Source organism: Nocardia ninae NBRC 108245 (genome assembly GCF_007990755.1).
Taxonomy (GTDB): Bacteria; Actinomycetota; Actinomycetes; order Mycobacteriales; family Mycobacteriaceae; genus Nocardia; species Nocardia ninae.
The window spans coordinates 121,260-144,666 of record NZ_BJXA01000002.1; the positions used below are offsets into that span (position 1 = coordinate 121,260).

Genomic DNA, 23,407 nt, shown 5'->3' on the forward strand with positions numbered 1-23,407 from the left:
ACGATGATGAGTATCACCTCTTTCTTGCAGAAGCAGTATCCCGCGGTTCAGCCCGTCGACGATTCCGTCTTCGACACCGCCGCATTGGTTTTCACGGTCGAAGACGTCTTCGACGCACCACGCTGGGCCGTGTGGACCGCACTGGACGACGAGCACGCGTGGCGGTGGCTGCCGATCCCGCGCACCGGCGTGCGTTACGACTCGCCGGCTCGCGGCGCGGGCGTGATCCGCGAGATGGGTTCGGTCTTCGCGCCGTTGCGGGTCCTGTGGGTGGAGCGCGAGCGGTTCTGGCGTTATGAACCGAACCGTCGCATCACCTTCGGCGTGGTGAGCGCCACCTGGCTGCAGTATCTGCTCGTCCGCCAGTACGCCGAGAACATGACTTTCGACGACGTCGGTGCCGATCAGACCAAGGTGGCGTGGACGGTCGCGGTCACCCCGCGCCTGCCGCTGCGCTTCGCGACCTGGTTCCCACCGCTCTGGCGGGCGGCTTATCGAATCGCCGGACTGGGACCGCTGTTTCGCCGCCGCGTCGCCGAAGTCGTGCGCACCGGTCAGCCGCCGCGCGACATCGCCACCAACGGCCGGACCGCGGACCGACCGAGCGCCCATCGTGCCGAGGAAGGTGTCCAGTGACCGAAACGAACGGTATCGCCGCGGAATTCGTGGACACAGTGCAGTCGCCCCAGTACGAGGTCGTCGCGATCGGCGCGGGCATCGGCGGCATCTGTGCCGGGGTGAAACTGCAGGAGATCGGGATCAACAACTTCCTGATCGTGGACCGGATCGGCGGGCTCGGTGGCACCTGGTACAGCCACAGCTACCCCGACGCGGGCTGCGACATCCCCAGTACGACTTATCAATTCTCCTTCGCGCGTAAACCGGACTGGGATCGGTTCTTCGCCAAACGCGATCAGATCTTGCAGTATCTCGAGGAGGTCGCCGCCGAGCACGACCTGCCGCGCCGAATGCGCTTCCACACCACCATCGTTCGCGAAGAATGGGACGACGACCATGCGCTGTGGCGGTTGCATACCGACACCGGCGAGGTGATCACCGCTCGCTTCGTGATCAGTGCGGTCGGCGCCTACATCAATCCGAAGACCGAGCCGAACATCCCCGGATTGGCCGCCTACACCGGGGTTTCCATGCACCCGGCCCACTGGAATCACGACTTCGATTTCACCGGCAAGCGGGTGGCCATCATCGGCGTCGGCGCCAGCACCATGCAGATCGCGCCGAAGCTCGCCGCGCAGGTCGACCGGCTCGACATCTATCAGCGCACGCCGCAGGTGTACCTGCCGAAGCCGGATTTCGTCTTGCGCCCGTGGATGCAACGGCTGCTCGCCCTGCCCGGCGGTTCCGCTGCCGTCAACGGGATCGCTCAGACGGTCATCGACACGCTGTTGCGCATCGCGGTCTTCACGCCCGCGCCGCTGTGGAAGATGGGCGCCCGCCTGGTCGACGCCGTCGGACGTGCAGCCTACGCGGGGTGGCTGCGAATCAAGGTGAAGGACAAGGAGACCCGCCGTGTGCTGCGGCCCGGCTTCGGCATCGCGTGCATCCGTGGCGGTGCGGGCGGCGACTATCTGCCGACGCTCAACCGCGACAATGTCGAGCTGATCACCGCGGGCATCGCGGAGATCCAGCCGAACGGCATCCGCAGCGCGGACGGCGTCGAGCGGGAGATCGACGCGCTGGTGCTGGCGACCGGCTACGAGGTGTTCTCCGACCCGGAGAGCTACAAACCCGGAACCGTCATCGGCCGAGACGGATTCGACCTCGGCGTCTTCTACAACACCGAGGAGTTGAAGGCGTACTACAGCACCTCCGTCGCCGGCGTCCCGAACCGCTTCATCATGATCGGCCCCTACTCCTGGACCGGCACCGCGTTCCACTACTTCGTGGAGAACGCCATGCGCCACATCGCCACCGTCATCGACGAGACCCGGCGGCGCGGCGCCACCACGGTGGAGGTGCGGCCCGAAGCGCAGGAGCGGTTCCATCAGGAGATGCTGCGTAGCGGCCGGAATCTGTCGTACTACCTGGAAACTCGCTGTGAGGGGTCGAACAGCTACTTCGTCAATTCCCAAGGCAAGTCGCCCTATATCCGTCCGTGGTCGTTGCTGAAGACCTACCGCAAGGCCGTCCGTTTCGACCGTGACGACTACAGCTACCGCCATGCCGTCCGGTACGACGACCCGATCGACACCTCGCCGGTCGAACTGGCCGACGCCGAACTCGGGTAGCCCGACCGCGCTCCTCCGCCCGCTCAACGGCTGGCGGAGGGGCGCTGATGGATACTGGCCGCATGGCTCTCGTAGACCCACCCGCGGTGCCGGCTGCGGTGCGTCCGTACCTGGCAGAGCTCGTGCAGCGGGCGCACAAGACCTGTGGGCCGCGGCTGCGCAGCGCCTTCGCGGTCGGATCCATCGCGCTGGCGGATTACCGTCACGGGCGCAGCGACATCGACGTGATCCTGGTGGTCGACCCGTCGCTATCCGGATCTGCGATACCCGAACTGGCCGAAGTGCTCGCGCACCCTGCCCTGTCGTGTCCTGCGGCCGGGCTCGAATTGGTCGTCTACGACGCCACTTTCGCCGCCCAGCCGTCCGCCGCAGCGGGGTATCTGCTGGATCTCAATACCGGTCCGCTGCTGTCGAATCGGGCCGGCTTCGATCCGGCGCAATCACCGGCCTTCTGGTACGTCATCGATCGGTCGATCGCCCATCAATCGGGCTGTCTCCTCTACGGCAGCCCGGTGCGGCAGGTGCTCGCACCACCCACGCCGCGCGACCTTTTCGCCGCGCTCCTCGCCTCGGTCCGCGAGCACGCCACGGGCCAGGGGCACCTGAGCGACAATCAGGTGCTCAACGGCTGCCGCTCGGTGGCGTTCTGCCGCACCGGACGATGGCTCGCCAAAAGCGCAGCTGCCCAGCTGATCATGGAATCCGAGGCAGACTTCCGGGTTCTCATCGACGCCGCATTGCGCAGTTTTCAGCGCCCCCGTACGGCAGCACTGGCGCTACCCGCCGCCGACGTGCAGACGTTCCTGGCGTGGGTGCGCGGGCAGGTCGAAAAGGCCGCGACCGAAAGATGATTCGGCCGAGTACTTACGGCTAGGTCGACCGAGGAACGCCCACACCGCCGAGGAAAGTGCGAATCGCGTTGTCCGCGACCGCATGTGAGGGCGCGGTACCCCGCTGGGCCGCTTCGGCGGCGAGGAAGATGTGCGCGTTGTAGACCCCGTCGATCCACTCCGTCGGTAACTCGGGGTCGAGCGTGCCCTCGGCCTGTGCGGCGGCGATGAGCGTCCGCACGCTCGCATCGTTCGCATCGCCCCAGTGCGGGTTGCCCGCGAAGCGGCGTGGGTCGGCGAAGAGAAAGACCACGCGGTCGCTGACTTCGATGAGGGACCGCAACAGGTAGATCAGATGGTCGAGCGGGGCGCGGGTCCCATTGTTCGCCGCGGTGGCCACGGCATCGACAACCTGCAACGAATCGATGAGGACGGCATCGATGAGATCTTGCCGTTCCGGGAAGTAACGGTGCAGGGTGCTCCGGCTGACCTCGGCGCGATCGGCGATGTCGGTGAGCGAAGCGGAGAAGTCGCGCGTCCACGCCGCGAGCGCGGCGGTCATGATGGCGGTCCGGGTGCGGCCCCGAGGGCCGCTGGACGGAGCGTGTGTCGCGTCGGCGTGCCCGCGGCTGACCATGGCCGAACATTAGCACCCCCAAGGAATCGATGGGACGAACGCTGTTGTTTATGGGACAGTTGTGTCCTATTTTGGAGTAAGCCTGTACTGGACAGGCGCCCGACCGCCGGCCGAGATCGGCCGGAAATCAGGAGAGGCCGTCCGATGAAGTCACGTCTCGCTGCCGGAAGCTGCGCGCTCGTCGCAGTGCTGATCGCAGTCCTGCTCACCGGGTGTGCGCAGGACCGAGCCGACCCGGCGGTAGTACATACGCCGGGTGGCGTTGTTCGTGGCACGGTGCACCCCGATCATCGTCTCTTTCAGGGGATTCCGTTCGCGCAGCCACCTGTGGGCGAATTACGTTGGCAGCCACCGCGACCCGCGCCGGCCTGGACGGGGGAGCGAGACGCGACCACGCCAGGCTCGTTGTGCATGCAGAATCCGGCCGATCCGTCCGATGGACCGCAATCCGAGGACTGCCTCTACCTCAACGTCACTACGCCGGCAGCGAAACCCACTCGTCCGCGACCGGTGCTGGTGTGGCTGCACGGCGGCGGTTTCTACCAGGGCAACGCGGCCGAGTACGGCGCGGCCCGGCTGGCGAGTCAGGGTGACGTGGTCGTGCTGACCGCCAACTATCGCCTCGGCGTCTTCGGCTTCCTGCGCCTACCCGGTATGGCCGACGGCGGCACGTTCGGACTCCAGGACCAGCAACTCGCCCTGCGCTGGGCCGCGGCCAATGCGGCGGCCTTCGGCGGCGATCCCGGCAATATCACCCTGTTCGGCGAGTCGGCCGGTGCGATGAGCACCTGCGCGCAGCTGACTTCGCCCGGTGCGACAGGTCTGTTCCACAAGGCCATCATGCAGAGCAGGACCTGCATGTCGGAGTGGCCGCCCTACGCCGCCGACGGCACCGGCAGCACCGCGTTCGATACTCCGGCCTACGCCGAACAGCAAAGTCGCACATTGTCCGAGAGCCTCGGCTGCCCGCCGGACGGCGCCGACCTCACCTGCCTCCGGCGTGCCCCGACCGACCGATTGCTGGCCGGCCAGGCGCAGTTCAGCCCGAGTTACGGCAACGCACTGCTACCCGAACACCCGGCAATCGCGTTGCGCGAGGGCCGATTCGCGCGCATACCGATCATCCTCGGCAACAACCGCGACGAGGCACGCGTGTCGATCGTCGGTACGGTGCCGTCACCATTGACCGCGGCCGAATACCGGCGAGTGCTCGACGCCGACTTCGGCATCCACGCCGACGCCGTAGCCGCCGCCTATCCCGCGCAGTCCGGCGACAACGCGAAGACGCTGGCCCAGCTCAACACCGATCGCACGTGGGCGTACCCGACCAGGAACGCCCGCGACGCCCTGGCCCGGTCGGTCACCGTTTTCGCCTACGAGTTCGCCGACCCGGCGCCGCCGCAGTTCACGGACCTGCCCGCCGCATCATTTCCGTACGGCGCCTACCACGGATCCGAATTGGCTTACCTGTTCGACCTGCCCGGTCTGGCGCGCGGACTCGATGACGCGCAACGCGAGCTCGCCGATGCGATGATCGACTACTGGTCGGCGTTCGCGCACGAGGGTGTGCCCGCTGTCCCGAACCGGCCCGCGTGGGCGCCGGTCGCGGGGGAGCGGCCGTTCGTCCAGTCGCTGGCCCCCGGGCCGGGCGGGATCGGACCCACCGACTTCGACGCCGGACACCGCATCGACTTCTGGATTCGCCTCGGGCACCGCTGATGCAATCCAATGCTCCGAACTGCCACGACCCTATCGGGAAGGTGCTCGATGAATGACGAAAAAGCCCTCGCGCCCAGCACAAGTCGGTCACGTTGGGGCAAGCGGCGACTGCTGACGATCACCGCCGGGGTGGTCACGCTCGGCCTGGTAGCTTGGCTCGCGGTCCGCGACACCTCCCCGGTCGGCCACTTCACCTCCGCGGCGGGCCACGACCGATTCTTCGACGCCTACACACGAGCGATGCGCGACCTGCCCGCGCCGAACGCGGCGCTGGATCTGCGGACCGACTACGGCGTGGTCCGGGTGTACCGCTTCGACGGCGCCGACCCGGCCGCGCCCCCACTGGTTTTGCTGCCTGGACGCGCCGCCGCCACACCGATGTGGGCGGACAACCTGCCCACGTTGACCAAACTGCGCACCGTCTACGCCATCGACCTGCTCGGTGAGCCCGGCGCGAGTATCCAGACCCGCCCGATCGAGCACGATGACGACCAAGCGCGCTGGCTGCACCAGGCCCTCCAGCAGTTACCCGAGAAACAGCTGTACCTGGTCGGCGTCTCGATCGGCGGCTGGACGGCCACCAATCTCGCGATCCGGCAACCGGACAAGATCGCGGGCGTCATCCTGCTCGATCCGGCGATGACGTTCGCGGGCATGCCCTTTCGCACGATCATCCGGTCGATACCGGCCTCCGTCCGCTGGTTCCCGAAGATCTGGCGCGACGACTTCAACAGCTGGACCGCGGGCGGCGCACCGGTCGAGGATGTCCCCGTCGCGGACATGATCGAAGCCGGCATGCAGACCTACGCGCTGCACCTGCCCGCGCCGACGGAGTTCTCCGATGACCAGCTGAGGAGCCTGAAGATGCCCGTCCTGGTCGTGCTGGCGGGCCGGTCGGTAATGCACGACAGTGCGGCGGCGGCTCGGCGGGCCGAGTCCGTGCTCGCCGACGCCACCGTCTGGGTCTACCCGGACGCCTCACACGCGATCAACGGTGAGTATCCCGACGAGATCGCCTCCGACACAGCCGCATTCCTCGACAGAGTGCGCTGACGAGATCACAACAGCGCGAAAGGGCCCGGAACCAGGGCGGTTCCGGGCCTTTCGCGTCAGCCCGCGAGATCCAGATCGGTCAGCTTCGGACTCCCGCTACCGACACGTTCGCAGGACAGTCCCGCGAGGTGCAGGGCCAGCGGGTCCAGGTGATTGCGGGCGTCGATCACCGAGCGGCCGACGAGCAAGCCCGCCATCCGTTTCCAGTCCAGATCGCGGAACTCGGGCCATTCGGTGAGCACCATCATCGCGGCCGAACCGTGTGCCGCGTGATACGCCGTCTCCATGACTCGCACGCCATCGGTGCTGCCCGGCACCGCTTTTCGGACGCTGGGGTCGTACGCGCGTAAGTCCGCGCCCTCGGCGACCAGCCGCTGCGCGATCGCCAATGCCGGCGAGTCCCGCAGATCGTCGGTGCCCGCCTTGAACGTCAACCCCAGCATGCCGATTCGGACCCCCGTCAATCGGCCGCCGACCGCATGGCGAACCTTGTCCACCACCAGCTCGTGCTGCCGGGTATTGGTGTCGATGGCGGCCCGCAGCAGCGGGAACTCGCAGCCGACGGTCTGCGCCGACCGCAACAGCGCCACCGTGTCCTTGGGCAGGCAGGAGCCGCCCCAGCCCGGACCTGGACGCAGGAACTCCTTGCCGATCCGCTGGTCGTATCCCATGCCCGCGGTCACGTCGCTGATGTCCGCGCCGAGATACTCACACAACTCGGCGATGGCGTTCACATAGGACAGGCGAGTGGCCAGGTAGCAGTTGGCCGCGTACTTGATCATCTCCGCGCTCGCCGAACCGGTCAGCAGAACCGGCGCGTCGAGCCGCCGGTACAGCGCGGCGACACGTTCGGCGGAGTCCGGATCGTCCGCGCCGACCACGATCCGATCGGGATTCAGGAAGTCGTAGATCGCGGATCCTTCCCGCAGGAACTCCGGGTTGGACACGACCGTGACATCCTCGCGGCCGATCAAATCGTTGATACGGACCGCGGTACCCACCGGCACCGTCGACTTGTTCACCACGACACAACCGGGCAGCAGCTGGTGCCGCAACTCCGCCACGACGGACTCGAGCGTGCTCAGATTCGCCGCTCCGTCGCGCCCCATCGGTGTCGGGACGCACAGGATGACGAACTCGGCCTCGGCGACCGCCGCGCTCGCGCCGAGCACGAAATCCAGTCGCCCGTCGGCCAATCCGTCCACGACGAGCTCGCACATGCCCGGTTCCGCGATGGTGGATTCACCGCCGGATAATGTCTTCACCTTCGCCGGATCGACATCCGCGCAGATCACTCGGTGGCCCAGCGAAGCCAGGCACACCGCCGTCGTCAGTCCGACGTAGCCGGCGCCGACCACGGCGACAGTTGTATTGAACACAGCATTCATCTCCTTGTACTTCTCACCTCCCAGCACCGAGCAGTGAACGAGTGACACGCGGGGCCTACGGGCAGAGAAAATCTCACGAACTAAAGGGGCAAAGCGGAGTACGGACGGGCGAGCTCAGAGCGGAATGGCTCGAATGCCCTTGAACGGAGCCTCTTTTCCGAGATAGTCGACGGTTTCGAACAAACCGACCGCGTCCATCGGGAATCGGGCACCGGCCTCGGCGGCGAAGATGCACGGCTGGATCGTCTTGCGTTCCGAGGCGCCGGAGCCACCGCTCTTGCGAATGTGCTTGTGCGTGTGGATCAGGATGGGCATGAACCCGCCGCCGAGGAACGAACCGTTCTGCAGGATGGCGCCGCCCACGCAGTCGATCACCAAACCCTTGCCGAGAATGGAGTCGCGACCCTGGTAGTAGTAGGACGGTGTCGCTAGGGTGCCGTGTTCGACGTGGAAGACACCGGCCGAGAGGCCGATGATCGAGCGGCCGCTGATCCGCAGGACGGACTTGTAGAAGTCCACCAGAATCGGCCGGACCTTGGCGTCCGGAAGCTTGAATTCCGGGCACAGCAGGACGATTCGCATCAGTTCCGCGAGCGTGATCCCGGCGCCGTCCGGACCGGGAAACTCCTGGTCCCAGGGCACCAGGTAGTCCGACGGGGCGATCATGGTCGTGCCCGCATCCTCGACGATCAGACGTTCCGCGTCCGTCGTGGCGGCCGGCACCTGAGTGTGCCCGAGGACCCGCCCGGCGAGCAGGTACCGGCTCTCGAGAGTCTTGGCCTTGCTCGCGGTGATCAGCAGGTCGATCCGCGCCTCGGCGGAGTCCGGAATGGTGAACAGGTGATCGATGCCGTCGGTCGGCACGTTGATCTTCGCCTCGAGACTGCGCGCAGGCAGCGGCTCGTAGGAGTCCACGACCTCCTGGAATGCGCCGGCGAACTCGCCGAGCCCGAGCCGAACCAGCTCTTGCGCGGCGTGTGCTCGATAGTCGTAGGGGATGGACATCGAGGTCGACAGCACGACGCCGGCCAGCAGGGCCCGGTGCCGATCGTCGTCCAGCGACTCCGCGGCCAGTTCCAGCGACAGATACGCCGACCGTTCGCCGGGCCGGTGCACCCAGCTCACGGTGTAAGGGTGCTCGAATCGGCAAGCCTGCGCGAACAAGTCGTATGCGGACTCCTCGGATTTGATCTCCGTCGCGATCCGCGTGCGGGCCGACTCCACATCGGTGACCTCGGGCAGCATGTCGGGGGCCACGCGCAGGAGTGTCGAAACTTCCTCGAAGGTTTGCATGGTGAATCTCTTTCGATCGTGCGAATTGATCGCGTTTTCTAAACTTTTATGAACTGACCGCCGAGGTCTGCCATGAACTGATGCTCCGGCAGTCGCAGCGGGGGAGTGGATACCGCGGTGCGGCACAATAGATCCAACTGGATGAGCAGCGCCTCCTTGAAATGGTTTCCGGAGACCGTGAAACGATGCTGCGACGCGGCATCGCGGATATGGACGGCGTGTTCGTTCTTGTAGTCGACCGCCACGCCGTAGTGCGGTTCGAATACCAGGGTCACGTGCCTGCCGGAGGCGAACTCCACGTCCGCGAAGCGGTAGCGCAGCTCGTCGCCGTAGGGAATCAGCGAACGATGGATGTGGTCCTTCGCGATATCTCCGGAGAAGGCGAAACCGGCCAGGTCCGCGAACCCGATAACGCCTTTGGACGAGGCGTAGATTTCGACCTCGGGCAAGCCCGGGATCGACGTGCACACCCGCATCTCCGGTGTCACCGATATCGGCACCGTGCGCAGGTAGGTCTGATACTGGTCGGCCGGCAGGACCGAACGGAGAATGCTCAGCATGTGGAAGAACTCGTAACCCGGCTCGCCGTACTGCGTATCGACGAACCTGCCGTTCGCGACGTCGCGCTCCCGGTTCTTGGTGAACTCGATCGTGATCTTCCTGATCTGGTCCGATGCGCGGAACTGCCGCACCGACTCCGTGAAACGCCGTACGGCGGCGCTGTAGGCGTAGACGTCGTTGACGACGATCCGCGCGCGCGGATACCGCCGGACCAGGCGCGTCAGATCGGCGAATTCCGTTGGGTAGCAGGCCGGCTTCTCGAGCAGAATGCGTGCGTCCCGTTGGTAACTCAGCACCTCGCCCAGCACCGGGAGGTGCGTGGCGGTCGGTGTGGCGACGACCCACGCCGCCACCTCCGCCGGGTCGGGTACCAGCGCCAATCGGTCGAAGTCCGCCGTAGCCTTCTGATCGACGGTGCTGACCTGGTGACCCGCCTGCGCGAAGTACGCGGCGTGCCGTGCGCCGATCATTCCGGCGCCGATGACAACGATGCGCATGTCAGACCGCCCTGGCGCGCAGGGCGTATTCGGCGGCGTGCGTTCCGGCCGCGCGGCCGAGCACCGCACCGGCCATCAGTCCGGTGCCCGCTGGATAGCCTTGGTCGTACAGTCCGCCGACGATTACGCCGGCCGCGTACAGTCCGTCGATCGGCTCGCCACCGCCGCGCACCTCGGCGTTTTCCGTCACCGAGAGCCCGCCGTAGGTGAAGGTCAATCCGGAGACCACCGGAACGAACAGGAACGGCGGCGCGTCGAGATGGGTGACCGCTTGCGGGTCACTGTTCAGGCGTGTCACCTCGTCGAGCAGCTGGCCGGCGTCGATGCCGAGTTGCCGAGCGCCGTCCTCCAGGGTCGGGGTGATGATGGACGCGGGGTCGCTGAAATAGCTGTCCGGCAGCAGCCCGGCATTGATGACCTTGCTGTCGAAGATCTGGTAGGCGATCTTGCCCGGCTGGTCCATGATCTTCTGCCCGAGCGTGACGTAGGCCAGGTTGCTGTATTCGGCGCACTCGTCGAAGAATCGGCGTCCGGATCGGTTGACGACGATGCCGTGCGGAAAGGCGTAGCGCGTCAGCTCATGTGACCTCGACATCTGCCCTGGCAACAGGTAACTCGGCAGCCCGATGCCTTGCGGCGTCGTGTGACATTTCCGCCAATTGCCCGCGGTATCCGCGCCGACCGCGATGGCCGCCGCCAGCGGAAGTCCGTCGTTGAACGGCACGCCGCGCAATTTCACCTCTCGCCACGGATCGCCGAGATGGTGTCCGCGCATCTGCGCATTTCCCTCGAATCCGCCGGAGGCGAGGATCAGCGCATCGCAGACGACGGGAAACGCCGGGCCGGAACCGTGCAGGCGGTACTTCCCGCCGACCGGCTCGATACCGGTCACCGGACTGTCGTAGCAGACGACACCGCCGAGGCGTTCGTACTGCTCGAAGTTGCGTTCTTGCAGGGCTTGTCCGCCGCCATCGAAAACCACGGGTACGTCGCCGGGCAGCGGATTCTTCCTCGGTACCCAACGCTGGCCGAGGCCGTGCAGCCAAGTAATGGCGTTGTTGGCGCGGTGAATAATGGACTCGATGAGTGCGGCATCGACTTGGCTGCCGGAGACGCGGAGCCAGTCGTCGAGATAGTCGTCCTCGGTGTATTCGCGCCGCCCGGCCAGCAGGTCATCCACGCGGTGGTCGTCCGGCTCGCCGAGCAGTGTGGCGATGTAGGAGCGGTCGTGCCAAGGAAAACGCACGCTCTTCGTCAACGCGCTGTTTCCGCCGCGCAGTTCTTTCGGCGCCGACTCGAGTACGGCGACAGAATGCACGCCGGCCTGCAACGCCGCTATTCCCGCACAGAGACCCGCATTGCCTGCCCCGACGACAACGACCTGCCATTCATGTGGCATACTTTTTCGGGCGTTCATTCAGGACCCTCCTTTAGGTGAATTCCCCCGGGGCAGTAGGCGGCATCGCCGAATAGCCCGTAAGCGCCGTGAGACGCACGTCTTCTGCTCGAGTGGGGATGGGCTGTTGCTCGCGGACCGCAATGTGCACGGGCGGGCCCATCGTGGGTGAACCGATGACCGGGGTGGATATCCGTGGTCCAGCGGGCGCGGTTCCGTCGGGGAGTACGAGATCCCTCCGACATCCGAGCTCCGGCGGGGCGGATGGCAGCGGCGTTTGGTGGTTTCAGTCTTGCGGCGGCCCAGCGGCCCGACAAGCGTTCGCGCTGTTCAGGCCATGTTCGGGACAAATCGGACATGTTCGTGAACGTGCTCGAACATCCATCGGCCGCCTCGACTTGCCCCGGCTACCAGCACCGACGCGCGGTTTCGGCAGCCGCGGTTCCGGCGGTGCGCGCCCCTGTCCGAAGTCGGGCGTGAACGAACGTTCGGCGCGGCACTGGCCGCTCGTACTCGCAAAGTATGTGTGAAATACGGTGCCGGACAACGCTATGTGAGTAGCCCCGAATGGGGGGCTTGGAAACACAAGTGGTGCAGTGGATTTGATCAACAGCAAGTACTTGCTACTAGGCATTTCAGCGCAATCGGTTGCGCACCAATCAGTTCGGGACGTTAAAGACGGGTGAAGTTGGGTATACCGATTCGAAAAACTTCTGCCATGCTGGAGGCTATGGAGCGTGAGGAGGGGGAACCCGCCCTATCGTCGACCTGCCTACCCGAGCCGGAAGGGGTCGGTTCTCCCACGGAGTTCATCACCGCACTGCGGCTGTTGAAGGCATGGTCCGGGTTGGCTTACCGGCAATTGGAAGGCAAGGCCGCGGCGTCCGGCGATGTGCTTCCGTCCAGCACGATCGCGACCACGCTGGGGCGCGACACCTTGCCCCGGGAACGATTCGTCATCGCGTTCACCCACGCGTGTGGACTGGACGACGACCAGGTGAAGAAGTGGCTCGATGCCCGCAGGCGGATCGCGGTGCGGGATCAGTCGCAGCAGGTCAGGGCCGCCGCCGAGAGCATCCCGGTCGATGAGCCGGAAGCGGTCGCCGAAATGACGGAAGACCCACCCGGACGCCGCCTTTCGCGCTGGTTGCAGTTCGTCAACCTGGTGGTGGCCGCGGTGCTCGGCGTAGCGGTCACCCTGAGTGTGCAGGACCTCGTGCTGCACGGCCGCGACGACACGGTGCCAACGGCGAGTCAGCCGGTGGCGGGCTTGGCGCTCGCCGATGTGGGAAGTTGGGTCCGCATCCAACCGGCCCGGACACCGGAGCTGTGCCTGGCCGAGGGCCGCGACCGTACCCAGCGCTACCCCACCGCCATCGCGGCCCAGCGCCCCTGCACGCAGTCGGCGCCGCGCGTCTACCTCGACCCGATCGACGAGGGGGTGGTGCAGATCCAGTGGCACCACTCGAGATACGGCATCGGCTGCCTCACCGTCCTGGTCGAGGGGCCCGGCGACAATTTGCTGGAACCACGGGACGACTGCGCCGACGACAACCCCGCCCAGCAGTTCCGGATAGAGCCGACCGGTCCGTCGACTGCGGCACGCTTCCGTATCCGCACCACCGCCACCAATCACTGTCTGGCGTTACGCGATCAGGACACCGTCGACGGCGCGGAGATCGTGCAGGGCAGGTGTTCCGGAGCTCGCGACCAGGAATTCCTGATCCATCTGATTCCGCCCGCATAGCCGAGCGGTTGCCATGGCCGGACTGAAATCCGGAGCAGGGCAGTCGATTACGACTGCACACCGGCGCGCCAGCGCGCCGTCTCCCGCCCGATCTCGGTGACCGGCGGCTCGTCGTAGAGCCATTCCCTGGCGATCCGGTGCCAGTTGTTGGTGATCTCCAGTTGGCCGAGCGCGGCGAAGGTGAACAGGTCCGACCGGCGAGAGAACACATGCTCCGGGGGTAGTCGCTGCTGTCGCATACCGCGGAACTCCCCGGCCCTGGGGTCGACGGCGAGAATCAAAGCGCCGGTGGCGAGTTCGGGCGTGATGGTGATCTCCTCGTCGACCAGATGCCAGCCGGCGGCCGCCCACACATACTCCAGGCATTCCTGTGCGGTGACACCCGACTGAGGGTCGACGATGCCGCGCTGGACCCACATGTCGTACAGATCGTCGCCGCGGTACTCGCCCGCCGCCCGCAGGCACGCCCGCTCCAGCTCGACATGCACCGGGTCCATGCTGTGGTAGAGCCCGAAATCCACGAAACCGAGCTTGCCGTCCGCCGCGAGCATGACATTGCCGGGATGCGGATCACCGCAGAACTCGAAGTCCGCGAAGAGCGAACTGATGTAGAAACGATAGATCAGCTCACCGATCCGATTGCGTTCCGCGTCCGGCAGCGCCCTGATCCGTTGGTACGGTTCGCCTTCGAGAAACTCGGTCACCAAAACATGTGGCCCGCAATACTCTTCGATGCTGTCCGGGACCGTGACGAACGGATGGCCCCGATAGCGCCCGGCGACCCGGTGCTGGGTCCGCGCCTCGCGCACATAGTCGAGCTCGCTGCCGATGTTGCGCGCGATCTCGTCGAGCACGTCGGTGTCGGCCGCGCTCGGCAGCATGGACTTCCACAGCCTGCTGAACGTCGCCAGATTGCGCATGTCCGCCTCGACGGCGTCGTCCACACCCGGATATTTGACCTTGACCGCGACCGCGCGCCCGTCGTGCAGCCGGGCCCGATACACCTGACCGATCGATGCCGCGGCGATCGGCGTCTCGTCGAAGTCGGCGAATACGCGCGCCATCGGCCCGAGATCGTCCTCGATCACCGCCCGCATAGCCGGGAACGCCACGGTGGGTGCTTGATCGCGCAGCTCGGCGAGCTTGACCCGGAACATTTCCCGGTGCGCTTCCGGCAGCAGGTCCACGTCGAGCACCGACAGCATCTGGCCCAGCTTCATCGCCGCGCCCTTCAATCCGCCTAGCACGGTGACGAGTTGTTGCGCCGCTTGCAAAGTCGACCGTTCGGCGAGCACCTGCCGTGCCTGTTCGGTGCGCCCGATCATCGACAACCGCGTGCCCATCCCGCGCAGCGCCTGGCCCGCCGCCAATCGGCCGAGCTTGCTGCCGCGCGCGAGACGACCCTTCGGCACCCGATCGCCCACTGTCGTACCTCCATCGGCCCACCGGCCGCTCGTCGCGGTGGCATCACTCTCGCACATTCGACGCCCGGACTAAACTGAGCAAAGCTCACTTCGAAGGAGTACGCGATGCCGCCGAAAGCTGTGGGTCAGCGCCGCCGTCCCACACAGGAACGGGCCAAGGCGACCCGCGAGCACATCCTGGACACTGCCGCGCAGCTGTTCGGCGAACGCGGTATCGCCAATACCTCGACCAACAAGATCGCGGCGGCGGCCGGGGTGAGCATCGGCACGGTTTACCGGTATTTCGCCGACCGCTCGGTCATGGTCGAAGAACTGCTGCGGCGCCTGCTGGAGAACATCGAACAACGGTTCTCCCAGCGGGTCTTCGGCCTCGGCGAGAAGCCGAGCGTCGAGGTGATCACCGGGATCCTGGAGGTCATCGCCGACGAGCTGGTGGAGAACGCCCAGCTGGTGCGGGCACTGGTCGCCGGCGTGCAGTTCTACAGCAGCGGGATCCCCGAATTCGAACCACGGCTGCGGCTGCTGGTGAAGGTGATGGTGATCCAAATGCTCGGTCCCGGCGACGATCACGAGTACGACGTGATGACCTTCGTCATCATCAACACCGGGTTCGCGGCGGTGCTGCGGGCGACCGCGCTGGAGGTGGACAGTGCGGCGCGGGCGGAGGCGCTGCAGATGACCGCGCGGATGATCGCGGCGTGGGTCGATGTGGAGACCCAGGCCACGGTGCGCGGCAAAAAGTGAGCACCTCGCTATCTACCGCCGCGATCGCCGGTACGCAGGCCTGCTCCTGATTCGGTATCTCGCCTGGTGAGCGGGCCAGAATAACGTCGGCGGCGAGCGCTGAAAGAGGAGTAGAAGGTGAGCTGGCGCTCGGTTTACCGTTGCTTCCACACAGCAAGAGTCCGATAACAGCGAAGTTCTCGGCGTGGCAGAAGCTCAGTTGCTTGCCGCCGCCGTAGTCGCCGCGGTTCACGGCAGACAAGGAGGCCACCGGTGACGATCGAAAGTCTCGACCGACCCGAGCTCGGTGTGCTCGAGCGACAGATTTCCTCGACGGCGCGCGATCTCGATGAACTGACCCGCGCCGTGCTCGACCACGTCGCGGCGGCCGGGCCGTTGCCCGCGGCCGCGCTGCACGGCGAGGTCAAGGTCGTGGTCCGGATCTGCCTCGGCTGGCTGATCCACCGGTTGAACGGGCACCCGGTGCGCACCGGGACCGACGGGCTAGAAGCCGCGGCGGCAGGCTGTGCCAGGGCCGGTGTTCCCGTCGATACGGTGCTGCACGCCGTCAACGTGGGCTGCAAGATGGGGCTCGACCTGATCGCGCGTTCAGGTCCGGCGGACATGCTCGGCGTCGTCACCGGCATGGGCCGGGTCGTCGAGCTGTCCAAGCTGGTCACCGCCACGGTGTGCAAAGCCTATGTGCGCGAACACAAAGCCGACGCGGCCGAACACCACACGGCCACCCACAACTTGACATCGGTGCTGCTCGGCGGTCAGCCGATGCCGCCGGAGATGCGCTTCGCCGCAGAGTATTTCGTGCTCGCCATCGCACTGCCCGCGCATCCCGACGAAACTCGTCCCGGCCTCGACCGCCAGGTCGTCGCCCGGCGTAAATTGCGCCGCCTGCAATCGGCGCTCGCGACGCTGCTCGGCGGCGAGGCGCTGTCACTGCTGTCCGTCGACGGGGGAACGGTGCTCGTGCCGACAACCGCGCGGACCGACGCCGAACTCGATGGCCTGGTACAGGCTTTGGCCGAAGCAGCATGCGTGCCGATCACCGCCACCGTGGTCACCGCCCGGCCCGACGAGGTGTCCACCGCCGCGCGCCAAGCCCACGAACTCCTCGATACGGCGCAACGGATGGGCCTGGAGCCCGGCGTGCACCGCTTCGCCGAATTGGCGCTGCAACACCAACTCAGCCGCCCCGGTGTCGCCCGCGACCTGCTCGGCGACCACCTCGCGCCGCTGGACGACCACCCCGAACTTCGCGAGACTTTGCAGATCTACATCGACACCGATCTGAGCCGGCTGCGGTCGGCCGAACGCCTCGGCATCCACCCGAACACCGTCGACTACCGCCTGCGCCGCATCGGCGAACTCACCGGTTTCGACCCGGCCCGAGCCAGCGGAGTGTGGTACCTGCGTTCGGCATTGGTCGCCCGGCTGGGTGTCGCGCACGGTCGGCGGCCGAATGGTTCGCACTAGTTCGACTGTGCCTGCAGGCGAACCGAATTCGTGCACGTTGATCATGGCTGGGTCAGGCCGAGTATCAGTCGCTTCAGGTACGCGTGAGCGACGAGGGTGCAGTAATGCTGTCCCTTGAAGGCTTCGGGGATGCCGGGAGTTGTGAACGACACATAGAGCGACTTGGATCCCAGATGTAGTTTTCCCGCGGAATCCTTAGTGGCAGCCGGAAATTCAGTCAGCCAATCAGGGCCGTTGAATGCCGGGGTGTCCGAGTCGATCAGAATAGTGTTCGGCCGGTGCACCAGGGCGTCGCGTTCTGCAGGGGTGAGCATTCTCGCTGTCTCGGCGACGGTCTGGCGGTTCGCCTCGGCGCAGGTACCCTCCGGGCCCGCGATGTCGGCACCGTAGACGGCGGTAAGGTGATCGGCGGACTTACCTTTGCATCGCACTTGTTTCGGCTGCGTCGCCGCCGCGTCCTCGTAGCTGGTGTAGCGGGCGACGGTCAGTGGTTGAACCGGTGGTTTGGCGGCGGCGAAAGCGGTGAGGTCTGAATACAGGGTCTTTTCCAGAGCTCCGCCCGCACGTCGAAACGCGACCACATTCAGGTTCGCCGTCTGCGACTGCGTCCGTATGCACAAGTCACCGAACATTGTCGGATCGGGGGGAGCTGCTTCGGCGGTAGCGGGGCTCAATAGCCCGATCATGCCGACGGTGAGGAGCGCTACCAGGCGGCGGGCGGGTATGAACATCGGAGCTCCGATTCTCGAGGAGTGTCGAGCGTGTGGCGCCGGACTCGGTGTGGGGGCCGACGAGTTGCGTTGACCCCCACCCGGGTTCAGTGGACTATTGCAGGGTTTGGATAACTCCGGCGGAGCGCTGGGCTTCGTAGTAGGTGCCGCCGGGGTAGTAATCGGCGGTTGCCGAGCCGCTGACGAAATCGCCCGCCCATGCGGTGGCCAGCGTTTGCAGGGCTGTGACGTTCTTCGCCTGCGGTGTGCCGCAGGCGGTTTTGTCCGGGCCGGGTGCGCTCGATGCCTCCACATCGATATGTGATCCGGTGGTGAGCCGGACCCCCAGGAAAGGCCGGGAGATCTGGCCGAGCAGTTCCTTGGTGCCGTTACCGTCGCGGTTGCAGCTGTACGGGGGAGCGGAGATGGCCAGGATCGGCAACGCGGTATTGCTCAGATGATTGAGCGAACTGCTGAGGTTGTTGCCGACGAAACTCTTCGCGGGGTCGAACAGGATGAGCCCGCGGACCGCGGCGAAAGCGGCCGCGTAATCCGAGCGCAGCACCTGGGTGACATACGGCACGGCCTCACCGGCGGCGGAATGCCCGGCGAACACCATGGCCTTCGGGAGCGCCAGATCGGGCCGCCCCGCCTTCTTCTTCGCGTCGGCGAAGCTGCGGCCGAGTTTGTCGCCGGGGTCGGCGGCCTTACCGAACAGATCGGCCACGTTGTGCAGAAAATTGGTGTTGTTGCCCAGGTTTTCCAGCGTGCAGCCGAAGACGTTGGCGGTGGGCAGGGTCGGGGCGAAGACCAGAAAGCCTTGCGCGGCAAAATTTCTCGCGGTCTCGTCGACCGCGTCGTTGGAACTGGCGAAGCCGTGCTGCAACCACAGCAGCGCCTTGGGGGTGCCTGCGGGGAAGTACCAGTCGCTGCTTTGCCGCAACATGGTGAATGCGCAACGGACTTCGACGGTGTTCTCCACCTTGGCCGCGGCCGATTCGGCGCGCGCGGTGGGAATGGTGAATGCGGTGGCGGCGGCGATCAGGCCGATGGCGACCAGCAGACGTTGGATGATGACCAACGTGACTCCTGTGTTTCACTGTGAGAAACGGTGTTTCGTGTCTCGGAAGATAAATTTGGGGCCGCGGACCCCGCTGGGTCAAGGGCGCGGACAGAATGGAGTTGGTCCGTTGTCCATTTCTGTTCGGCGCTGGAAAGTTTCTCGTGGGGCCCCGCCGATCGGCGCGCCGCTGGTCCGGGCCTCGAACAACGCTGAGGGGCAACGGTATTGCGGGCCGAAGAGACGCCGGGATGCTGGCTAGGGGACTGGACGACAGGCTGGTCGAATCAGCCGTTCTGTCGTCGCGCGACGGCGTCGAGCCAGTCGCCGATCATGTCGGCGGTTTCGGCGATCAGGAGATCGCGGTTGAGGTCCGGGGTGGGGCCGAGCGCGAAACGCAAGCAGGCGGCCAGTCCGGCGTTGACCATCACGAAGGCTCTGACCTCGAGTTCCTGCGGTGGTGTCGGGCCGAGTCGGTGCAGCAGATAGGCCCTCGTGAGCAGTAGTAGGCGGCGTTCGAGGTCGGGCAGGCCGACGCCGTGCGCGGTGGTGTCGGCGGCGAGCGCCCGGACCAGGCCCTCGCGCTCGGACACCACGTCCAGCACCGCGGTGAGGCTGTTCGCCACCGCCTCGCGCGGCGTGACGGTCACGCCGGTCACCACGGTTTCGGCGAAGCGCTCCTCCAATTCGGTGAGCAGCTCGGCGCGGAGCACGTCGATGATGGCGTTCTTGTCGGCGAAATAGCGGTAGAGCGATCCGATGCTGATGCCCGCTCGGGCGGCGATGTGATTGGTCGACGTCTCGGCAATGCCGCGTTCGGCAAAAAGCTGAGCAGCGTTCGCCACGATATGGTCCCGGGTTTCCCAGGAACGCGCTTGCTGCGGCCGTTTTCGCTGATCAGAGCGGTCGCTCGGGGTCATCGGGCGGCCGTCACAAACTGGAGTAGAAGGTGAGCATTTACTCAACTTACAGTCTATTCATGACGATCGACGCCGAACGGGCCCCCGCCGAGTTCCGCTACTGGGCCCGCATCACCGATCCGCGCGTGCAGCGGATGCGTCGGCTGATCCGGCGCGTCGCACGATTCGATCCACAACCGGACGAGGAACTGGTCCGGAACTTCGCCGCCGCCTACTATCAGGCCGACCCCGTCGCCGAGGCCTTCGTCGACGAGGTGTACCTGGGCGACCTCGGACCCAAGGCAGGCCGGGCGATGCTCGATCGAGCCCTCACGCACGGCATCGACGCGGTACCCGACGCACCGCGCTCGCTGATCCGCTTGTTCGAGGAGTTCGACACCGCGCCACCGTGGTTGGACCGGGACCTGGTGGACCTCGGCGCCCGGGTCTTCCGCCGTTGGGGCACATCGGTATTCAGCTTCGCCACGACGAGCACCCTCGAAATGTACTCGGAGAGCTCCATCGCCAAACCACTGTCCTACACCGGCGGCTACGCCGGCGAACGCGCCCACAAGCGACAGCTCGAAACCGTTCGATTCTGGATCGACGTCTCCGACGCAGGCGGCCTGGCACCCGGCGCCCGAGGCCGCCAGACCGCGATGCGAGTACGCATCATGCATGTGTTCATCCGGCGCAAACTGATGCAGCGCCCCGAATGGGACCTCGACGCCTGGGGCGTGCCCATCAGCGTCGGCGACGCAACCCTCACCCTGATGGCAGGCAGCGTGGTACCCGGTTTGGCGCTCTGGAGCCTGGGCTACCAGACCATCATCCGCGAGATCGAAGCGACCATGCACTTCTGGCGCTACGTCGGCCACCTACTCGGCGTCCAACCCGACTGGTACCCCACGGATTTCAAGGAGGGCGCCCAGCTGATGTTCGCCGCGATGGTCAAGCGCGCCGACACCGCAGGCGCCGACGGCGCCGAACTCGTCGAGTCCTACCTCCCCGCCTTCGCCCCAAAACCCGGCACGCCCTGGCGCAAACGCCTCCGCGACGAACTCAACTACCGCATCCAAATCGGCTACACCGCCGTCTGGCTACCTCCGGCCACGTACGCCAAACACGCTATGCCCCATCGCTTCCCATGGATCCTTCACCCCATCGCCCAGGCCCCCCTCATTTTCACCTGGGAAACCCTGCGCCGCACGATCCCCGGAGTGGACAACCTCACCGACCAGGTCCAGTGCCGACGACGCGAGGCGTGGTATCGCCACGAGGTGGGGGATCGGCACGCGGAGTTCCGTCCGATCGAGGAGTTCCGGCGCTGACCGCCGAGCGGTTCAGTGCCCACAGGGCGGTGGCGCAGGCGGCACCGATCAGGGTGAGGGTGGCCCAGATCAGGGATGGGTAGCCGGATTCGGTGAGGTGGTCGAAGACGGCGCCGGTGGTGAGGTTGCCGAGGAGGATGCCGGTTCCGACGATGGTGTTGTAGAAGCCGTAGTGGGTGGCGACGAGGCGGTTGTGGGCGAGGGTGACGACGGTGTCCATCTCGCAGGGGAATACGGCTGCGGTGGCTAGGGCCAAGAGTGCGGCGCAGGTGAGTAGGGCGGTGGTGGCGACCGGGATGCCGCCGGGGATCGTGGCGTTCGGGGCGAAGAGCAGGGGAACGAAGGCGGCCGACATGAGGGCCATGCCGAGCACCAGGCCGCGGCCGGAGCCGCCGCGGCGGGCGAGCCATCTGGTCATCGGGAGTTGCCCGGCGATGGCGACGATGCTGCTGACGGCGAAGATCGCCGCGATCAGTCCGGTGTCGGAACCCCCTGGGCCGACGACGATTCCGGCTTGCAGCGGCAGGGCGAGATACACCTGGAAAGACAGCACGTAGCAGCCGACCATGACGACCGAGAACAACAGGAACGGCCGATTGCGCACCACCAGACGCCAATTGGCGAGCACCGAATCGCGCACGCCGGTGCGGTCGGTGTCGCGGGTGGTCGGCAACCAACGCAGCTGCACCGCCGTGAGGACGGCGAACACTACGGCGGCCACGCCGGCGGTGGCGCGGAAATCCCACGCCGTCAATGCCAATCCGACCAGCGGGCCCGCGAGGATGCCTGCCTGATAGAAGATGTTGAACATGGCGAAGGCCGCTACTCGGCGTTCGTCGCCGGCGTCGGCGGCCAGGTAGGCGCGCACAGCGGGGTTGAACAGGGCACCGGCGAATCCGGTTGCCGCTACCGCGATCAACACGGCGGGTAAGGTGTCGGCCAGTGCGAGTAACACGAAACTCGCTGTGCGCAAGGCGCATCCGGCGACGATGAGTGGCTTGTAACCGAATCGGTCGGCCAGTGTGCCGCCGACCAGAAACATGCCCTGCTGGGTGAAGTTGCGCACGCCGAGCACGAGACCGACTGTCCAGGCGGCCATTCCGAGCCCGCTGGACAGGTGCGAGGCGAGGTAGGGCATCAGCATGTAGAAGCCCAGATTGATGCCGAACTGGTTGACCATCAGCACCTGGCTCGGCCGGTCGAAGACGGCCCAGCGCCGCCACAACCCGCTCATCGCGACACCGCCGCGGCCGGTGCGACGACCGTGGTGCAGCGGGTCCAGTGCCGCACCACCTGCTCGTTGGGGTCGCCGACCACATCGGGTTCGGTCGGCACCGGCAGGTCGAAGAATCCGTGTTCGGCGCAGTAGTCGTCGTTGTAGACGGTGTCGGTGTAGCGGTGCGGGCCATCCGGGAACACCGCGGCGATCCGGGTACCCGCCGGCTGGGTGCGCGCGAGCCACCCGGCGACCAGTGCCACCGCGCCGACGCTCCACCCGCCACTGCAATAGTGCGTGGACGCCAATGTTCTTGCCGCCCACACCGCTTCGTGCGGAGCGACCCAGTGCACCTCGGCGAACGCCGGATAGTCCACGTTCGCGGGATGAATGCTGGAGCCGAGCCCGCGCATCAGCCGGGCCGCGGCGGGTTGCCCGAAGATGGTCGACCCGATCGTGTCGACCCCGATCAGCCGAAGGTCGGGCTGGAAGCGGCGCAGCACCCGCGCCACCCCGGCCGAGTGGCCGCCGGTGCCGACCGAGCACACCAGCACATCGATGTGCCCGAGTTGGGTGAGCAGCTCCAGCGCCAGCGATTGGTAGCCGTCGACATTGTCCGGATTGTTGTACTGGTCGGGACACCAAGAACCCGGATAGGTGGCCAGTAGCTGCGCCACCCGATCGCGACGCGCCTGTTGCCAGCCGCCGATCGCGCAGGGTTCGGTGACCAGGTCGACGGTCGCGCCGTAGGCGGTCAGCATCCGCCGCAGCATGGGCTCCATGCCCGGGTCGGTCACCAGGGTGACCGGATGGCGATGCGCGATACCGGCCAGTGCCAGACCCAAACCAAGGGTGCCACTGGTGGATTCGATGACTCGCGCACCCGGCCGCAGCGTGCCGCGCGCCACCGCGCGTTCGACCATGTGCAGCGCGGGGCGGTCCTTCATCCCGCCCGGATTGTGACCCTCGAGTTTGGCCCAGAACCCCTGACCAGCCATGGCGAACGGCTCCCCGATCCAGAGCACCGGGGTGTCCCCGACGAGCGTCGCCGGGCGGCGGCGCGCCTGTTCCTGGGCGTGGAGATGATCGGCGGACAAGACGACACGATCGACAACGGCACTGCACATGCGTGAACTCCTAGCATCGAATCGGCATCCGAGATGCCGGGTGAGTATCGGACGAACCC

The 23,407-nt window shown here is 66.3% G+C and carries 21 protein-coding genes; 9 read left to right on the top strand and 12 right to left on the bottom strand.

Annotated elements, in window-relative coordinates:
• Positions 1-6: 6 nt before the first annotated feature.
• The 3 genes from NN4_RS02635 to NN4_RS02645 all read left to right on the top strand — a co-directional run bounded on the left by NN4_RS02635 (position 7) and on the right by NN4_RS02645 (position 3,100).
• Positions 7-636, top strand: coding sequence for an SRPBCC family protein (locus NN4_RS02635; RefSeq protein WP_147128322.1), 630 nt, complete (start codon positions 7-9; stop codon positions 634-636).
• Entirely contained in the window at positions 633-2,249 is a 1,617-nt protein-coding gene (locus tag NN4_RS02640) for a flavin-containing monooxygenase (protein ID WP_246180673.1), read from the top strand. The genes NN4_RS02635 and NN4_RS02640 overlap by 4 nt, the downstream gene beginning before the upstream one ends.
• A gap of 62 nt (positions 2,250-2,311) precedes the next feature.
• Complete coding sequence (locus NN4_RS02645; protein WP_147128323.1) at positions 2,312-3,100, top strand: aminoglycoside adenylyltransferase domain-containing protein; 789 nt, start codon at positions 2,312-2,314, stop codon at positions 3,098-3,100.
• 19 nt (positions 3,101-3,119) lie between these two features.
• Here NN4_RS02645 and NN4_RS02650 read toward each other — a convergent pair whose 3' ends face one another.
• Positions 3,120-3,716: a TetR/AcrR family transcriptional regulator gene (locus NN4_RS02650; RefSeq protein ID WP_147128324.1), complete on the bottom strand. Its 597-nt coding sequence runs from the start codon at positions 3,714-3,716 to the stop codon at positions 3,120-3,122.
• Positions 3,717-3,866: 150 nt separating this feature from the next.
• On the bottom strand, positions 3,867-3,998 hold the full coding sequence (locus NN4_RS46540; protein ID WP_281289305.1) for a hypothetical protein: 132 nt from the start codon (positions 3,996-3,998) through the stop codon (positions 3,867-3,869).
• On the opposite strand from NN4_RS46540, the gene NN4_RS02655 reads away from it, so the two are divergent.
• Together NN4_RS02655 and NN4_RS02660 are read left to right on the top strand one after the other, a co-directional pair.
• Positions 3,993-5,435, top strand: a complete 1,443-nt coding sequence (locus NN4_RS02655; protein ID WP_246180687.1) for a carboxylesterase/lipase family protein — start codon at positions 3,993-3,995, stop codon at positions 5,433-5,435. The two genes, NN4_RS46540 and NN4_RS02655, sit on opposite strands and share 6 nt — an antisense overlap.
• Positions 5,436-5,483: 48 nt before the next feature.
• Positions 5,484-6,488, top strand: coding sequence for an alpha/beta fold hydrolase (locus NN4_RS02660; RefSeq protein WP_147128326.1), 1,005 nt, complete (start codon positions 5,484-5,486; stop codon positions 6,486-6,488).
• Positions 6,489-6,544: 56 nt separating this feature from the next.
• Here NN4_RS02660 and NN4_RS02665 read toward each other — a convergent pair whose 3' ends face one another.
• From NN4_RS02665 to NN4_RS02680, 4 genes are all read right to left on the bottom strand, one after another.
• Complete coding sequence (locus NN4_RS02665; RefSeq protein ID WP_371865612.1) at positions 6,545-7,876, bottom strand: UDP-glucose dehydrogenase family protein; 1,332 nt, start codon at positions 7,874-7,876, stop codon at positions 6,545-6,547.
• Between the two features lie 114 nt (positions 7,877-7,990).
• The gene (locus NN4_RS02670; RefSeq protein WP_147128328.1) at positions 7,991-9,169 is read right to left on the bottom strand and encodes a hypothetical protein; all 1,179 of its coding nucleotides are present in this window, start codon (positions 9,167-9,169) and stop codon (positions 7,991-7,993) included.
• 38 nt (positions 9,170-9,207) lie between these two features.
• On the bottom strand, positions 9,208-10,227 hold the full coding sequence (locus tag NN4_RS02675) for a 3-hydroxyacyl-CoA dehydrogenase NAD-binding domain-containing protein (RefSeq protein ID WP_147128329.1): 1,020 nt from the start codon (positions 10,225-10,227) through the stop codon (positions 9,208-9,210).
• 1 nt (position 10,228) lies between these two features.
• On the bottom strand, positions 10,229-11,644 hold the full coding sequence (locus NN4_RS02680; RefSeq protein ID WP_246180674.1) for an FAD-dependent oxidoreductase: 1,416 nt from the start codon (positions 11,642-11,644) through the stop codon (positions 10,229-10,231).
• 709 nt (positions 11,645-12,353) lie between these two features.
• Between NN4_RS02680 and NN4_RS02685 the strand changes: the two genes are divergently transcribed.
• Positions 12,354-13,370, top strand: a complete 1,017-nt coding sequence (locus tag NN4_RS02685) for an RICIN domain-containing protein (protein WP_246180675.1) — start codon at positions 12,354-12,356, stop codon at positions 13,368-13,370.
• Positions 13,371-13,417: 47 nt separating this feature from the next.
• Here the strand turns inward: NN4_RS02685 and NN4_RS02690 are convergent, their stop codons facing one another.
• Positions 13,418-14,794, bottom strand: coding sequence for an ABC1 kinase family protein (locus tag NN4_RS02690; RefSeq protein WP_147128331.1), 1,377 nt, complete (start codon positions 14,792-14,794; stop codon positions 13,418-13,420).
• A gap of 105 nt (positions 14,795-14,899) precedes the next feature.
• Here NN4_RS02690 and NN4_RS02695 point away from each other — a divergent pair, with 105 nt between their 5' ends.
• Together NN4_RS02695 and NN4_RS02700 are read left to right on the top strand one after the other, a co-directional pair.
• Positions 14,900-15,538: a TetR/AcrR family transcriptional regulator gene (locus NN4_RS02695; protein WP_147128332.1), complete on the top strand. Its 639-nt coding sequence runs from the start codon at positions 14,900-14,902 to the stop codon at positions 15,536-15,538.
• Between the two features lie 252 nt (positions 15,539-15,790).
• Positions 15,791-17,005, top strand: coding sequence for a PucR family transcriptional regulator (locus NN4_RS02700; RefSeq protein ID WP_147128333.1), 1,215 nt, complete (start codon positions 15,791-15,793; stop codon positions 17,003-17,005).
• A gap of 41 nt (positions 17,006-17,046) precedes the next feature.
• Here NN4_RS02700 and NN4_RS02705 read toward each other — a convergent pair whose 3' ends face one another.
• The 3 genes from NN4_RS02705 to NN4_RS02715 form a co-directional block, all read right to left on the bottom strand.
• Complete coding sequence (locus tag NN4_RS02705) at positions 17,047-17,637, bottom strand: hypothetical protein (RefSeq protein ID WP_147128334.1); 591 nt, start codon at positions 17,635-17,637, stop codon at positions 17,047-17,049.
• Positions 17,638-17,830: 193 nt separating this feature from the next.
• Positions 17,831-18,796 carry an alpha/beta fold hydrolase gene (locus NN4_RS02710; RefSeq protein ID WP_147128335.1) on the bottom strand — a complete coding sequence of 322 codons (966 nt, stop codon included), beginning with the start codon at positions 18,794-18,796 and terminating at the stop codon, positions 17,831-17,833.
• Between the two features lie 266 nt (positions 18,797-19,062).
• Entirely contained in the window at positions 19,063-19,620 is a 558-nt protein-coding gene (locus NN4_RS02715; protein WP_186818230.1) for a TetR/AcrR family transcriptional regulator, read from the bottom strand.
• 134 nt (positions 19,621-19,754) lie between these two features.
• On the opposite strand from NN4_RS02715, the gene NN4_RS02720 reads away from it, so the two are divergent.
• Positions 19,755-21,005, top strand: a complete 1,251-nt coding sequence (locus NN4_RS02720; RefSeq protein WP_147128337.1) for an oxygenase MpaB family protein — start codon at positions 19,755-19,757, stop codon at positions 21,003-21,005.
• On the opposite strand, the gene NN4_RS02725 is transcribed toward NN4_RS02720, so the two are convergent.
• Together NN4_RS02725 and NN4_RS02730 are read right to left on the bottom strand one after the other, a co-directional pair.
• Positions 20,905-22,239: an MFS transporter gene (locus NN4_RS02725; protein ID WP_147128338.1), complete on the bottom strand. Its 1,335-nt coding sequence runs from the start codon at positions 22,237-22,239 to the stop codon at positions 20,905-20,907. The genes NN4_RS02720 and NN4_RS02725 overlap by 101 nt on opposite strands.
• Positions 22,236-23,348, bottom strand: coding sequence for a PLP-dependent cysteine synthase family protein (locus NN4_RS02730; RefSeq protein WP_147128339.1), 1,113 nt, complete (start codon positions 23,346-23,348; stop codon positions 22,236-22,238). Before NN4_RS02730 ends, NN4_RS02725 begins: the two co-directional genes overlap by 4 nt.
• Between the last annotated feature and the right edge of the window lie 59 nt (positions 23,349-23,407).

What these genes read in the sequence shown, in the direction of transcription:
- NN4_RS02635 (WP_147128322.1), top strand. Translation starts at nt 7, where the DNA reads ATGAGTATCACCTCTTTCTTGCAGAAGCAGTATCCCGCGGTTCAGCCC.
- NN4_RS02645 (WP_147128323.1), top strand. Translation starts at nt 2,312, where the DNA reads ATGGCTCTCGTAGACCCACCCGCGGTGCCGGCTGCGGTGCGTCCGTAC.
- NN4_RS02650 (WP_147128324.1), bottom strand. Translation starts at nt 3,716, where the DNA reads ATGGTCAGCCGCGGGCACGCCGACGCGACACACGCTCCGTCCAGCGGC.
- NN4_RS02660 (WP_147128326.1), top strand. Translation starts at nt 5,484, where the DNA reads ATGAATGACGAAAAAGCCCTCGCGCCCAGCACAAGTCGGTCACGTTGG.
- NN4_RS02665 (WP_371865612.1), bottom strand. Translation starts at nt 7,876, where the DNA reads ATGAATGCTGTGTTCAATACAACTGTCGCCGTGGTCGGCGCCGGCTAC.
- NN4_RS02670 (WP_147128328.1), bottom strand. Translation starts at nt 9,169, where the DNA reads ATGCAAACCTTCGAGGAAGTTTCGACACTCCTGCGCGTGGCCCCCGAC.
- NN4_RS02675 (WP_147128329.1), bottom strand. Translation starts at nt 10,227, where the DNA reads ATGCGCATCGTTGTCATCGGCGCCGGAATGATCGGCGCACGGCACGCC.
- NN4_RS02680 (WP_246180674.1), bottom strand. Translation starts at nt 11,644, where the DNA reads ATGAACGCCCGAAAAAGTATGCCACATGAATGGCAGGTCGTTGTCGTC.
- NN4_RS02685 (WP_246180675.1), top strand. Translation starts at nt 12,354, where the DNA reads ATGGAGCGTGAGGAGGGGGAACCCGCCCTATCGTCGACCTGCCTACCC.
- NN4_RS02695 (WP_147128332.1), top strand. Translation starts at nt 14,900, where the DNA reads ATGCCGCCGAAAGCTGTGGGTCAGCGCCGCCGTCCCACACAGGAACGG.
- NN4_RS02705 (WP_147128334.1), bottom strand. Translation starts at nt 17,637, where the DNA reads ATGTTCGGTGACTTGTGCATACGGACGCAGTCGCAGACGGCGAACCTG.
- NN4_RS02720 (WP_147128337.1), top strand. Translation starts at nt 19,755, where the DNA reads ATGACGATCGACGCCGAACGGGCCCCCGCCGAGTTCCGCTACTGGGCC.
- NN4_RS02725 (WP_147128338.1), bottom strand. Translation starts at nt 22,239, where the DNA reads ATGAGCGGGTTGTGGCGGCGCTGGGCCGTCTTCGACCGGCCGAGCCAG.
- NN4_RS02730 (WP_147128339.1), bottom strand. Translation starts at nt 23,348, where the DNA reads ATGTGCAGTGCCGTTGTCGATCGTGTCGTCTTGTCCGCCGATCATCTC.